This window comes from Achromobacter sp. B7, assembly GCF_003600685.1.
Lineage (GTDB): Bacteria > Pseudomonadota > Gammaproteobacteria > Burkholderiales > Burkholderiaceae_B > Achromobacter > Achromobacter spanius_B.
This window is the reverse complement of sequence record NZ_CP032084.1, coordinates 462,991-477,366: the sequence shown is the minus strand read 5'-3', so window position 1 is coordinate 477,366 and position 14,376 is coordinate 462,991. Positions and strand designations below refer to the sequence as shown.

Sequence of the window (14,376 nt, the reverse complement as noted above, 5' to 3'; positions counted from 1 at the left end):
CACGCCCGCCCGCTAACGGTATAGATGGCGGTTCCATCAACCGTGCCTAAGGGAACCGCGCCATGTCCGATTCATCCAAGCAGCCCACCTCCGCGCCGCCCTTGCCTCATGCTCACGGCGACGACGTGCTGGCCGCCCTGACCGTCGGCCAGGCCGCGGCCCTGATCCGTGAGGGCCGCTTGTCCAGCGAAGCGCTGACCCAGGCCAGCCTGACCCGTATCGACGCCCACGCCGCGCTGAACGCCTTCATTACCGTGGACCGCCATGGCGCACTGGCCCAGGCCCGCGCCTACGACGCGCAACCGCACGGCGGCCCGTTGGGCGGCGTACCCATCGCCATCAAAGACAACATCCACGTTGCCGGCCTGCCCAACACGGCCGGCACGCCCGCGCTGAAGTCGTTCCGCCCGGCCGAGGACGCGCCGGTGGTGCAGCGGCTGCGCGCGGCGGGCGCGGTCATCGTTGGCAAAACCAACATGCATGAACTGGCGTTTGGCGTGTCGGGCTACAACACTGCGTTTCCCGGCCCGTTGGGCGACGGCACGCGCAACGCCTATGACAGCAGCCGCATCGCAGGCGGTTCGTCGTCGGGCAGCGGCGCCGCCGTGGGCGCGCGCCTGACGCCGGCCGCCATGGGCACCGACACCGGCGCATCGGTGCGGCTGCCGGCGTCGGTGAACGGCGCCGTTGGGTTCCGGCCGTCCGTCGGGCGCTATGACGGCGCGGGCATCACGCCCATTTCGCACACCCGCGATACCCCGGGCCCCATTGCCAACAGCATGGACGACATCGTGCTGCTGGATGCCGTGCTGGCCGACGACAACGCACCGCTTGCACCCCTTGCCGCTGAAAACGTGCGCCTGGGCCTGGCCAGCTATTTCTGGAACGACCTGGAACCCCAGGTCCGCGAGGTCACCCACGCCGCGCTGCAAAAGCTGCGCGACGCGGGCGTGCAGTTGGTGGAGATCGACATGCCCGAGCTGCCTGCCGCCAACGCCGCGGTCGGCATGCCGCTATGCCTGTATGAACAAAAGCCGGACCTGACCGACTACCTGCAACGCTACGACACGGGCGTGAGCTTTGACGAGGTGGTGGCGCGGATATCCAGCTCCGACGTCAAAGGCATTTTTGAAGGCTTGATCGTGCCCGGCGTATTGCCCACCCCGGATGGTCAGGTACTGGCGCTGCAACCCTTGTACGAGCGCGTGATCTCGCACCAGCGCGATGAACTCATCGACGTCTATCGCCGCGCGTTCAAGGAACACCGGCTGGACGGCCTGCTGTTTCCCACGCTGCCGATCCTGCCGCTGCCCGCTACGCCGCAGGCCAGCAGCTTCGAAGCGTTCAGCCGACTGGCCCGCAACGTGGACCCGGGCAGCAACGCCGGGCTGCCGGGCTTGAGCATCCCGGCCGGGTTGTCGAAAGAAGGCCTGCCCGTGGGCTTGGAGATAGACGCGCTGCCGAAAGCAGACCGCGCGGTGCTGGCGATTGGGCTGACCCTTGAACGCATCCTGGGCCGCATCGCCCCGCCGTCGGCCTGACGATAGACGACACGCGTGACAAACAAACGGGTCGAGGCATCGTGCTTGCGCCGGATCGCCTCGACCTGGTCTTACCTGCTGCGGCGCCCACCACGGCGCGCATGATTGCGCCCGTTATGTGTCACGCATCGAAAGGCTCGAAGCGACCGCTCAGTTCGATCGCCACGCGATCGCCGTCCGCGTGGGGAATCCGGTCGACGCTTATCCGAAAGTCCGTCGTCGACATCACGCCATCGCCCAACCGTTCGGACAGCAGCGTCTTCATCGTCGGGCCGTACATGGCAAAGATCTCTCTGAAAGCGCGCATCAACGGGTCGTTGGGACTGAGCCGGACAAGGGCCGACCTTCCCGCGGGCGGCGTTGGCGGCGCGGTGTAGACCACCGACTCCAGCGTGGTGAAGACCTTGGCGGCTTCATTGTTCAGGCTGGCGGCATTGCCCCCGTTAGCCGCCAACACCAGACCCGCCACCGCGTTGACCGAACTCATGAACGCGCCTTCCAGCCAGCCGCCCAGGTGGCTGAAACTGTCAGACGCGATGAAGAAGCGGCTGTCCAGCTCGGGATGCTGGGCGTGCGTGTGATAGCGGAAGCAGAAATTGCTTTGGTAGTGGTCACCGCTCAGGTCAAGCTTGAAGCCGCCGGCCGAACCATTGGTCGTCCAGTCGAACACAAAGCGGTTCTGCACCTGGATCTTTTTCAGGATATCGACAAACCACCAGCGCTTGTAGACGTCTTCGCCGGGAAACTTGATGTCCTTGTCGGCGCGATTGATCATCCGCGTAAACATGCCGTTGGCGTCGCTTTCGCCCGCGCTTGCCGGCGGGTTTTGCGGATACGCACCGAAGTCGCGTTGCAGGCGGGTGGAGTCGTCGTCCCAGGTGTAGCTTGCCAGCACGCTGGAATAATCCGCGCTGATCGAGCTTGGCACGATGTAGCTCGTGGCCAGGCCGCTATCGGACACGACGGCCTTGATGGGTTCCGAAACACCGCCCGGTAGTGTCAGCATCGGCAGGTTAGCCAGATCGGCATTGCTGATCGTGCCGAAGATCTTCGAGGACCGCACCATGCGCAACATGCTGATCGCGGTGACGGCCCGGGCGTTCGGGATGTCGCTAGTGGTGCTGAGCAGCAAGGGCGGCAACACGTCGGTAAACGCGCGTCCTTCCAGCCCCATTGTCTGATCGCCGAACGTGACGCTGGCACTGGGCTGCGTGGCATAGCCGGCCCGGGTCACCAGGCCAATCAGTTGTTCATGCGGCAACGCCAGGATCACGTAATCGAATGACTGGTCCAGCAGCTTGTCGCCGCCGGGCGCATAGTGCGCGACCACAGCGGTGTTCGCCCCGGAAACCTTGCGGTGGAACACGTCGGACACGCGACCTTGAATCGGGGTGACGCTGAATTTATTTGCCGGTGCACTGGCCAGCGTGGTGGTGTAAAGCTGGCGGATGAAGTCGACGTTCTCGACCACGGGCAAGGTGTATTCGTTGGAATAATCCCAAAGAACCAGCCGCATCATTTCGACGATGGAGATGCCGAACAGCGATTTGAATCCGCCCGTGCCGAATCCGAATCGGGCAAACAGTTCTACATAGTAGTTTTCAGTATCGTCGGGGCTCAGGCCCGGCAGTGCGGGCAAAGACGCGCCGTACTCCCGGATGATGGTGCGCACGGCGCCTTCCAGTGTGGTGCCATCGTTGTCCGCGATAAATCGTTTCCAGTCCCGGTCGATTTCCTGCAACAACGCATCGGAGCTGGTATCCGTGGTCAGGATCCGAATGACATCGAGCGGCGTGCGCGGGCCAATGGGCAGCAGCGCCGGCACGCCGTCGCCGACCAAGCGCGACGACACCAGGTCGCGGACCGCCCGCGTGGGCGAATCGGGGTCCTGCCACGCATCGCCCTTGTAGCGGTCGGCGCGGTGCCCGAATACGAATTCCGTAGCGATCTTGCCCGGGTTGGGAAACACCTGCACTTTCGCTGCCGCGCCGAACACGCGCTGCGCATACTGCCAGGTCAGGCCGGCGCTTTCCGGAAAGCGCATCGCGCCCACCTCGTACACCGTGCGGTCATCGGACTGCACGGCCAGGACACGGCCTGCCTTCTTACCCTTGACGGTCAAGCCTCGGGCCAGATCGAACAGAAAACTGTCCGGGTCCGATTCATACAGCGAGACGTTCACCGTCCCTGTCGTGTCGTTCACCATGCGCGACAGCTCGTTCAAGGCAGCGATGCCTGCCGCGCCCGCGCCCACGATTGCGACACGCAGATTCTTGCCGGCGGGCAAGGTGCCAAGCGGTTGCTGCACGATGGTGGGATAAACGATCCGCGCGGAATCGGGATGGCGGAAATACCGGCCGACTTTGGCCACGTCGGCGATGGTTTTTGCATCGGGCGCTTTGGCAAGATTGCGGATTACAGTGACGCTCATCTCGTCCTCCTTGGTGAGTGACGGAAGGGGCTTGCAGGGGTCTGATCGAGGGATGGCCTCGCGGGCCTGACCAGCTATGAAAGGCGGGGCCGCGACGCCTGTCACGGCCCCGCGCGGCACGGGATTCAGTTCATCGTGAACGGCATGAACTTGCCCGTCATCTGAAGCCGCACGCGGGGACCGCCCGCGTCTTCGGTTTTGTCCACCACCAGGTCAAAATCCGTAGTGGACATGACGCCATCGCCGAATTTTTCCGAGATCAGCTGCTTCAGGGTGGACCCATAGATCAGCAGAAACTCATAGAAGCGATAGACGGCGGGATCCGTGGGAATCAGGGCTTCCAGCGAGCCCCGGTCGGGCGACGTCTGAAGAATCAGCTTTTCCGTGTTGGTCAGGCCCAAGCTCAGCAGGCCGTCCAATTTGCCGACGTTGAGTTCGGACAACGGCATCTGGCCCAGGCATGCCGCGGTGGCCTTGGCAAGGGGCAGTCCGAGCGCATCTGCAATCGCCTGCCACTTGATATTCGTTTCCAGTTTCTTGATCAGGATCTTTTCGATAAGCGCAGCGCGCATCTTCATCTCGTTCTCCTAGCATTGAAAAGCACAGGAAATGACACGACGACCGATAACGGCACAGCATCCGATTACTACAGAGAAATTGAAAGTAAAGCCTTACGTACTCGGACAAGCCGGCGTTTTTATTATTGATGTTGCAACTGTGATTCGACGCCAGCAGATACCACCATCGACCGCACATGAACGTAAAGCGTTGAATTTAAATAGACATTCAAGCTTGAAGGCGATGTTACTTGCGGCTTCTGCTTATTAACTGGAATACATACGTAGACATATATATTCTGATTATTCCTATACCAGTCCTATACCACTCCGATACCAGTCCGATACCAGTCCGAGAGGGCTCAGATATCTTTTGGGCCTCTTCCCGCGAACCAAAGCACGGCGGGCCGGCCCGCCTATAACAGACTGGAAAGGAACTCAGGCGCGACCTGGCGCGCCTGCGGGGATCACCCCAGGTTTGGCGCCAGGGTACGCTTCAGGTCTTCAATGCCGCGGCCGCTGCGCTTGGCGTAGTCTTCAAGCTGGTCTTCGCCGATCACACCCACGTTGAAGTACTGCGATTGCGGGTGGCTGAAGTAAAAGCCCGACACGCTGGACGCCGGGTACATGGCGTAGCTGTCGGTCAGCATCATGCCAATGTCGGCGCCGTCCAGCACGCGGAACATATCGGTCTTGACCACGTGTTCCGGGCAGGCCGGGTAGCCGGGCGCGGGGCGGATGCCCACGTACTTTTCGGCAATCATGTCTTCGTTGGACAGGGCCTCGTCGGGCGCGTAGCCCCACAGGTCCTGGCGCACGCGGGCATGCAGGCATTCGGCGAAGCCTTCGGCCAGGCGGTCGGCCAGCGACTTCAACATGATGCTGGAATAGTCATCCAGCGCCTTCTCGAATTCCGCTTCCTTTTTCTCGATGCCGATGCCCGCCGTGACGGCGAACATGCCGATGTAGTCCATCTTGCCCGACGACTTGGGCGCAATGAAATCCGCCAACGACTTGTTGCTGACGCCCTCGCGCTTGGCGCCCTGCTGGCGCAGGTTGCGATACGTGAACAGCACCTCGCTGCGCGTTTCGTCCTTGTAGATTTCGATGTCTTCGTCGTTGACGCTGTTGGCCGGGTAGAAGCCCACGACGCCGTTGGCCGTCAGCCAGCGGCCTTCGACAATGCGCTTCATCATGGCCAGGCCATCGGCATAGACCTTGCGGGCCTGCTCGCCCACGACCTTGTCATCAAGAATGGCGGGGAACGGGCCGAACAGGCTCCATGTCTGGAAGAACGGACCCCAGTCCACGTACTTCACGATCTCGGCCAAGTCATAGCTCTTGAACGTGCGACGGCCGATGAACTTGGGGCGCGGCGGCGTGTAGTTGTCCCAGTCGATGACGGGGCGCGACGCGCGCGCATCCGCCAGCGGCAGAATCGGCGTGGCCTTGCGGTTGGCGTGGCGGCGGCGCACTTCCTCGTATTCCTTGGCCAGCTCGGCCAGGTACGTTTCGGATTGGTCCGACATCAGGTTGGTGGCCACACCCACCGAACGGCTGGCGTCGGGCACATAGATGACCGGGCCTTCGTAGTTGGGCGCGATCTTCACGGCCGTATGCACGCGGCTGGTGGTAGCGCCGCCGATCATCAGCGGCAGCTTGCGGCTGCGGAAGTAATCGTCGCGCTGCATTTCGCTGGCCACGTAGGCCATCTCTTCCAGGCTGGGCGTGATCAGGCCTGACAAGCCGACGATGTCGGCGTTTTCTTCCTTGGCCTTTTCCAGGATCTGCGCGCAGGGCACCATCACGCCCATGTTCACGACTTCGAAGTTATTGCATTGCAAGACGACAGACACGATGTTCTTGCCGATGTCGTGCACGTCGCCCTTGACGGTGGCGATGACGATCTTGCCCTTGGCGCGCACGTCGCCGCCGGCCGCCGCGATCTGGCGCTTTTCTTCTTCGATGAAGGGAATCAAATGGGCCACGGCCTGCTTCATGACGCGCGCCGACTTCACCACTTGCGGCAAGAACATCTTGCCTTCGCCGAACAGGTCGCCCACGACGTTCATGCCGTCCATGAGCGGGCCTTCGATGACCTCGATAGGGCGACCGCCCCGGTCAAAGATCTTCTGGCGCACCTCTTCGGTGTCTTCCACGATGAAGGTGGTGATGCCGTGCACCAGCGCGTGCGACAGGCGCTGCTCGACGTCCGCCTTGCGCCAGGTCAGGTCTTCTTCGCGCTTGGCGCCCGAGCCCTTCACGCTGTCGGCAAACTGCACCAGGCGTTCGGTGGGCGTGCGTTCGTCGGACGGGTCCGTCTTGCCGACAGGGTCGGGGCGGTCCAGCACCACGTCTTCGACCAGGTCGCGCAGCTTGGGGTCCAAGTCGGCGTACACGCCCAGCTGGCCGGCGTTGACGATGCCCATCGTCATGCCTTCCTTGACCGCGTAATACAGGAACACGGTGTGGATGGCCTCGCGCATCGGCTCGTTGCCGCGGAACGAGAAACTGACGTTGGACACGCCGCCCGAGATGCGGGCGTGGGGCAGGTTTTGGCGGATCCAGCGGGTGCCTTCGATGAAGTCCACCGCGTAGTGGTTGTGTTCGTCGATGCCGGTGGCGACCGCGAAAACGTTCGGGTCGAAAATGATGTCTTCCGGCGGAAAGCCTTCTTCCTCGACCAGGATCTTGTACGCGCGGCCGCAGATTTCCTTGCGGCGCTCCAGCGTGTCGGCCTGGCCCAATTCGTCAAAGGCCATGACGACCACGGCCGCGCCGTAGCGGCGGCACAGGCGGGCGTGATGGCGGAAGGGCTCGATCCCCTCCTTCATGGAAATGGAGTTCACCACCGCCTTGCCCTGCACGCATTTCAGGCCGGTTTCGATGACTTCCCACTTGGAACTGTCGATCATTACCGGCACGCGCGCGATGTCGGGCTCGGACGCGATCAGGTTCAGGAAGCGGTGCATGCAGGCCACCGAATCCAGCATGGCCTCGTCCATGTTGATGTCGATGATCTGCGCGCCGTTTTCGACCTGCTGGCGCGCCACGGCCAGCGCCTCGTCGTACTTTTCCTCGCGGATCAGACGGGCAAACATCTTGCTGCCCGTCACGTTGGTGCGTTCGCCCACGTTGACGTACAGCGTGTCCTCGTCGATGTTCAGCGCTTCCAGGCCGGACAGGCGCGTCTTGACGGGAATGTCCGGCACGACGCGCGGCGTCAGCGCCGTGACCTTGTCGGCGATGGCGCGAATGTGGTCCGGCGTGGTGCCGCAACAGCCGCCCGACATGTTCACCAAGCCGGCGCGGGCGAATTCTTCCAGCAGCGCGGACGTGTCGGCCGGCGTTTCGTCAAAGCCGGTTTCGGCCATGGGGTTGGGCAGGCCGGCGTTGGGATACACGCAGACGTAGGTGTCGCAGATCTTGGACAGCTCGGCCACATACGGGCGCATCAGCGCCGCGCCCAGCGCGCAGTTCAGGCCGATGGTGATGGGGCGTGCGTGGCGCACCGAGTTCCAGAAGGCTTCAACGGTCTGCCCCGACAGGATGCGGCCGGACGCGTCGGTGACGGTGCCCGAGATCATGACGGGCAGACGGATGCCGCGCGCCTCGAACACTTCTTCGGTGGCGAAGATGGCGGCCTTGGCGTTCAGCGTGTCGAAAATGGTTTCGATCAGGACGATGTCGATGCCACCGTCCAGCAAGCCGTTCAACTGTTCTATATAGGCCACGCGCAATTCGTCGAACGTGACGTTGCGCGCGCCGGGGTCGTTCACGTCGGGCGAGATCGACGCAGTCTTGGGCTGCGGGCCCAGGGCGCCGGCCACGAAGCGCGGCTTGTCCGGCGTGCTGTAGGCGTCACAGGCCTGGCGCGCCAATTGCGCGGAAACCAGGTTCAGTTCGTAGGCCAGTTCCGGCAGGTCGTAGTCGCCCTGCGCGATGGTGGTGGCGCCGAAGGTGTTGGTTTCGATGACGTCGGCGCCCGCTTCCAGGTATTGCCGATGGATCTCGGAAATGACATCGGGGCGCACCAGCGACAGCAGCTCGTTGTTGCCCTTGACGTCTTTGCCGTGGGCCGCGAAACGCTCGCCCCGGAAGTCGGCTTCGCCCAGCTTGTAGCGCTGGATCATGGTGCCCATGGCGCCGTCCAGGATCAGGATGCGCTTGCCCAGCAGGCGGGCGAATTCGCCACCCTGGGTATAGGCTTCGGGCGGGTACGGCAGGCGGGGATACGACACGGGCAGGTCCAGATAAAGTTGGCCAACAGCGGCGCGGATGTGGCTAAAAAGCGAAAAACGCCGAAAAAACAAGCCCTGATCGTAACAAAACGGGGTCTCTCGCGCCCTCGGGTGATACAGTTTCGGCCCCGAACCGGTGCTTTCGGCGCATCAGGCTGGCAAGAACACAACACTTGCCTGTCCGCGTGCGAAAGGTAAACGGGAAACAGGAAGATGCCCGCCCGGGCCGCCGCGCCGCCTTGCCCCCCAGCAGGCAGCCGGCAAGCCCCGCGTCCAGCCTGTGCTGCCCCCGCAACGGTCCCCATGCGCTTTTCAAGCCCATGGCAGCCCGATACCGGCCAGTTCGCTCGTCAGGAAGTCCGTCGCCGCCGCCAGGCCAGCCTGGTGCGCCGTGGCGCGCGGACGTCCTTCCATCGTGATTGGCCTGCGGGGTCGCGGGTCGCATCGAGGTTATGTAGATGAAAGCCCGCTCTATCCGGCGTTACGCCGGCGCCCTGCTCTGTTCCGCTCCGGCCATCGCCGCCGCCCAGCAAGCTGCCCCCTCCGAACTCGACCCGGTCATCGTGACCGCCCAGCGCGTGCCGACCGACGGCCGCACGCTGCCAATATCGATTTCGGTGATCACCGCCCAGGACATCGCCGCCAGCAGCGCGCGCACCATGCAGGACCTGCTGTCGACGCAGGCCGGCGTCAACCTGATCAACACCAGCAGCTCCAGCGACAACGCGATTGTCGACCTGCGCGGCTTCGGCATCACAGGCGCCAGCAACACGCTGATCATGATCGACGGCGTCAAGCAGAACACCAACGACCTGTCGGCCCCCAGCCTGGGCGTGGTGCCGCTGGACCAGGTGGACCGCATTGAAATCGTGCGCGGCAGCGGTTCGGTGCAATACGGCGGCGGCACGACCGGCGGCGTGATCAACATCATTACCCGGTCCGATTTCTCGAAAGAACCGGTCACCGCCCGCGCCACCGCCACGTTCGGCAGCTATGGCCTGCGCCAGTACGACGCGGCCGTCGCCATGAACAACCAGAAGGTGGGCGTTGACGCCTACCTGCAATCGCTGCACACCGACGGCTACCGCGACCACAGCGGCGAGCGCCGCGAAGGTGGCGGCGGCGGCATCACGCTGCGCCACGACAACGGCTCGATCCGGCTGTACGGCCGCACCACCACGCAAAAGCTGGAGTTGCCCGGCCCGCGCCTGATCAGCCCGTCGACCGGCGTGAACGAATTCCAGGACGACCCGCGCGGCGCGAAGAACGATGTGGACTTCGTCAAGACCACGTCCACCACCTTCGGCCTGCAAGTCGAGCAGGCCATTGGCGTGGGCACCTTGTACGCCGACCTGTCCACCCGCGAAAAGAAGCTGAACGGCCTGACGTATGACGGCTTTGGCGACACGCTGCGCGACCAGAAGCTGGAAGAGAACATCGCCAGCGTGCGCTATCGCCTGCCGATCAACGGCGGCCACAGCCTGGTGTTCGGCGCCGACGCGCAAGAATCCAAGACCACCGCCAACCAGAACGCCTACTACGACTTCGAACCGTCCAAGTGGCAGTCGCGCCAGCACCAGTACGGCCTGTTCGCCGAAGGCCTGTTCCGCGCCACCGACAGCACCACGGTCACGGCCGGCGTGCGCCGTCAGTACGCGTCGGACGACCTGGAAGTGCTCAGCGGTTCGGGCACCCCGTCGGATCGCAGCAACCACCTGACCGCCTGGCAGCTGGGCGTGCGCCAGGACCTGTCCGCCGGCTTCGGCCTGTACGGCAAGGTCGGCCGCAGCTTCCGCCTGCCCAACGCCGACGAACTGCAGTCGGTGCAAAGCCCGCTGGCCGCGCAAACGTCCACCGACAAGGAAATCGGCGTGACGTGGCAAGGCGCCGCCAGCAGCGCCCGCCTGTCGTACTTCCGCTATGACCTGACCAACGAAATCCAGTACAACCCGCTGGCCGACGGCATGTGGGGCCCGGGCACCGGCGCCAACACCAACCTGGACCCGACCCGCCGCCAAGGCATCGAACTGGAAGGCCGTACCGCCGTGTCCAGTAGCGTCACGCTGGATGCCAACCTGACCTGGATGGAAGCGCAGTTCCGCTCGGGCAACTACGCGGGCGTGGACCTGGCCGGCAAGACCGTGCCGCTGGCGCCCAAGTGGCTGGCCAATGCGGGCGTGACGTGGCGCCCCACCGATGCGTTCCTGTGGAACGTGTCGGCGCAGTATGTGGGCAAATCGCGCATGGACAACGACCAGGCCAACCAATTCGACAAGGAACTGGATGCCTACGTGCTGTTCAACACGAAGGTCGCGTACAAGTTCACGCGCAACGTCGAAGGCGCCATCGGCGTGAACAACATCTTTGATCGCCAGTACGCCACCTACGGCATACGCGGCGGCAATGCGTCGTTCGAAATGCTGGGGCCGGTTGCCAACTACAACCTGTACCCGGCGCCGGGCCGCAATTTCTACGCCTCGCTCACGCTGCGCTATTGATGGCGGACATCCGATATAGTCGGCGTTCTTCGCTGACCTTATCGGCTCTTGCATGACGTTCGCACGCGCATTGACCCGCCCCTGCCCGGGGCGGTCCCTGAAGCGGTCCCTGGGCCTTATGCTGGCCCAGGGCGCCCTGCTGGCTTCGGCGACGACCATGGCCGCAACGTCGGTCGCATCCTCCGCCGCATCCTCCGCCGCATCCTCGGCCGCAACGTCGGCCGTACTCTCGGCCGCAACGTCGTCCGCACCCTTGGCCAGTACCCCGGCCGCTACCCCGGCCGCAACGCCCGCCGGCACCGCCATCCACACGCAGGACGACAAGGGCCGCGCCGTGGCGCTGGCCGCGCCCGCGCGCCGCGCCATCACGCTGGCGCCGCATGCGACCGAACTGGTATTCGCGGCCGGCGCGGGCGACTATCTGGCCGCCACCATCCGCGGCAGCGACTACCCCCCGGCCGCGCGCCAGGTGCCCGTGATCGGCGACGGCACGCAGCCCGACGCCGAGCGCGTGGCCGCCGTCCGCCCCGACCTGCTGATCGCCTGGCAACCCAGCGCCGCGCAACCTGTCGTGCGCGTCCTGGACAAGCTGGGCGTGCCGGTGTTCTACAGCGACCCCTTGACGCTGGCCGCCATTCCCGACGCCGTGGAACGCATGGGCGTGTTGTTCGGCACCCAGGCGCAAGCCGGACCGGCCGCCGCGCAACTGCGCGCGCGCCTGGCCGCCCTGACCGCGCGCTACGCTGGACGCCGCCCGGTGCGCGTCTTCGTCCAGGCCGGGCTGGACCCGATCTACACCTTGAACGACAGCAGCATCGTCAGCGACGCGCTGCGCATCTGCGGCGGCGTCAACGTCTTTGGCCAGGCGCCCGTCGTGGCCCCGCAGGTCAGCCTGGAAGGCGTGCTGGCCGCGCGGCCCGAGGCCGTGCTGGCAGGCGTGAGCCGGCCTGAAGACACCGCCCGCAACCTGGCCGCGTGGCAGGCGCTGGGGCTACCCGCCGCCCGCCTGGGGCATGTGTACGGCGTGGATGCCGACGCGCTGTATCGGCCGGGCCCGCGCCTGATCGACGCGGCCGAGGCCATCTGCGCCGATCTGGACCGGCTGCGCTGATCCGTTCTTTGCTGATCCGTTCCTTGCTGATCCGTTCTTTGCTGATCCTTTCTTGCTGATCCCTTCTTGGCGATCCCTTCTTGGCAATCCCTTCTTGCTGATCCGTTCTTGGCAATTGCCGCAATCCTTGAAAAACGGAACGCGGCTTCCCAGGGACTTCCGCATGCGGCGCGACATCGTGCTTTATCATTCGCGAAAGCCTTTCAGTCAGCCTCCCGCGGGTATCGCTGCGCGCACCCGCCCTTTGAAACACCGCCATGACCACACAAGACACTCTCACCATCGCCGGGCGCGCCTATTCGTCGCGCCTGCTTGTCGGCACCGGCAAGTACAAAGACTTCGAACAGACCCGCGCGGCGCTGGATGCCAGCGGCACGGAAATCGTCACCGTTGCCATCCGCCGCACCAACATCGGCCAGAACGCCGGTGAACCGAACCTGCTGGACTACGTCCCGCCGTCGAAATTCACGCTGCTGCCCAACACGGCCGGCTGCTACAGCGCCGACGACGCCGTGCGCACGCTGCGCCTGGCGCGCGAGCTGCTGGACGGCCATGACCTGGTCAAGCTGGAAGTGCTGGGCGACCCGCACACGCTGTTCCCCAACATGCCGGAAACCCTGAAGGCCACCAAGACCCTGGTCGACGACGGCTTCAAGGTCATGGTCTATTGCACCGACGACCCCATCCAGTGCCGCATGCTGGAAGACATGGGCGCCGTGGCGGTGATGCCGTTGGCGTCCCTGATCGGCTCGGGCATGGGCATCCTGAACCCCTGGAACCTGCGCCTGATCATCGACCAGGCCCGCGTGCCGGTCGTGGTGGACGCCGGCGTGGGCACTGCGTCCGATGCCGCCATCGCCATGGAACTGGGCTGCGACGCCGTGCTGATGAACACCGCCATCGCCGCCGCGCAAGACCCGATCCTGATGGCCAGCGCCATGAAGAAGGGCGTGGAAGCCGGCCGCGAGGCCTTCCTGGCCGGCCGCATGCCCAAGAAGCTGTACAGCGGCGCGCCCAGCTCGCCCACCGAAGGGCTGATCACCGGCGGCCCGGGCGCGCAGAAATGAGCTCGCGCCAACAGGACGGCAACGCCCGTCCCATTCCCAACGCGTTGACCATCGCGGGCGTCGACCCCTCCGGCGGCGCCGGCATCCTGGCCGACGTCAAGGCCATGAGCGCGCTGGGCGCGTACGGTTGCGCCGTCATCGCGGCGCTGACCGCGCAGAACACCCAGGGCGTCACCGGCATCTCGGCCGTGCCGCCCGCCTTCGTGGGCTTGCAGATCGACACGCTGTTCACCGACGTGCGCATCGACGCCGTCAAGATCGGCATGCTGGGCCAGTACCCGGTGATTGAAATGGTGGCCGAAAAGCTGGCCAAGTGGACCCCGGCGCACGTGGTGCTGGACCCGGTCATGGTGGCAAAAAGCGGCGACCTGCTGCTGGAGAACGATGCCGTGGGCGCCATGCGCGAGGCGCTGCTGCCGCAGTGCACGATGCTGACGCCCAACCTGCCCGAAGCCGGCGTGCTGCTGGAAGAGCGGCCAGTGGAAACCGTCAAGGAAATGCGGCGCGTGGCCGAACGCCTGCGCAACAAGCTGGCGCACTCGGGCGAACGCTGGGTGCTGGTCAAGGGCGGCCATCTGCCCGGCAACGAAACCATCGACCTCCTGCACGACGGCGACCGCATGATCGAACTGCCCGGCCACCGCATCGAAACGGCCAACACCCACGGCACCGGCTGCACCTTGTCGGCCGCGCTGGCGGCCTTGCTGCCCCAAATCGGGGACGCACCAGAGGCCGCGCGCCGCGCCAAGGCCTACCTGACCGAAGCGATCCGCCACGCCGAACGGCTGTCGGTAGGATCGGGCCACGGGCCGGTCCACCACTTTCACGCCTGGTGGTAGCAGGCCCGGCGCCCCGCCATGCAAGCAGGGGTTGCGGATTATCGCGGCGCTTTTCGAAGCGCCGCGGTCGTTTCAGGCATCGTCACCCGGG

General features: G+C 64.8%; 8 protein-coding genes. 5 read left to right on the top strand and 3 right to left on the bottom strand.

The features are described from left to right. The first annotated feature begins 62 nt into the window (after positions 1-62). Positions 63-1,541, top strand: coding sequence for an indoleacetamide hydrolase (iaaH, locus tag DVB37_RS02195; RefSeq protein WP_120153657.1), 1,479 nt, complete (start codon positions 63-65; stop codon positions 1,539-1,541). Between the two features lie 121 nt (positions 1,542-1,662). Here iaaH and DVB37_RS02190 read toward each other — a convergent pair whose 3' ends face one another. From DVB37_RS02190 to metH, 3 genes are all read right to left on the bottom strand, one after another. Continuing rightward, a complete protein-coding gene (locus DVB37_RS02190) occupies positions 1,663-3,972 on the bottom strand; it encodes a tryptophan 2-monooxygenase oxidoreductase (protein ID WP_120153655.1) in 2,310 nt (769 codons plus the stop codon). Positions 3,973-4,097: 125 nt separating this feature from the next. Next, positions 4,098-4,550 carry a cyanase gene (gene cynS / locus DVB37_RS02185; RefSeq protein WP_104144785.1) on the bottom strand — a complete coding sequence of 151 codons (453 nt, stop codon included), beginning with the start codon at positions 4,548-4,550 and terminating at the stop codon, positions 4,098-4,100. A gap of 446 nt (positions 4,551-4,996) precedes the next feature. Then, the gene (metH, locus tag DVB37_RS02180; protein WP_120157377.1) at positions 4,997-8,770 is read right to left on the bottom strand and encodes a methionine synthase; all 3,774 of its coding nucleotides are present in this window, start codon (positions 8,768-8,770) and stop codon (positions 4,997-4,999) included. Positions 8,771-9,228: 458 nt separating this feature from the next. Here metH and DVB37_RS02175 point away from each other — a divergent pair, with 458 nt between their 5' ends. The 4 genes from DVB37_RS02175 to thiD all read left to right on the top strand — a co-directional run bounded on the left by DVB37_RS02175 (position 9,229) and on the right by thiD (position 14,285). Continuing rightward, positions 9,229-11,268 carry a TonB-dependent receptor gene (locus tag DVB37_RS02175; RefSeq protein WP_120153653.1) on the top strand — a complete coding sequence of 680 codons (2,040 nt, stop codon included), beginning with the start codon at positions 9,229-9,231 and terminating at the stop codon, positions 11,266-11,268. Positions 11,269-11,425: 157 nt separating this feature from the next. Continuing rightward, entirely contained in the window at positions 11,426-12,379 is a 954-nt protein-coding gene (locus DVB37_RS02170) for a cobalamin-binding protein (protein ID WP_162941146.1), read from the top strand. A gap of 257 nt (positions 12,380-12,636) precedes the next feature. Beyond that, on the top strand, positions 12,637-13,446 hold the full coding sequence (locus DVB37_RS02165) for a thiazole synthase (RefSeq protein ID WP_046807651.1): 810 nt from the start codon (positions 12,637-12,639) through the stop codon (positions 13,444-13,446). Beyond that, entirely contained in the window at positions 13,443-14,285 is an 843-nt protein-coding gene (gene thiD, locus DVB37_RS02160; RefSeq protein WP_120153651.1) for a bifunctional hydroxymethylpyrimidine kinase/phosphomethylpyrimidine kinase, read from the top strand. The genes DVB37_RS02165 and thiD overlap by 4 nt, the downstream gene beginning before the upstream one ends. The last annotated feature ends 91 nt before the right edge of the window (positions 14,286-14,376 follow it).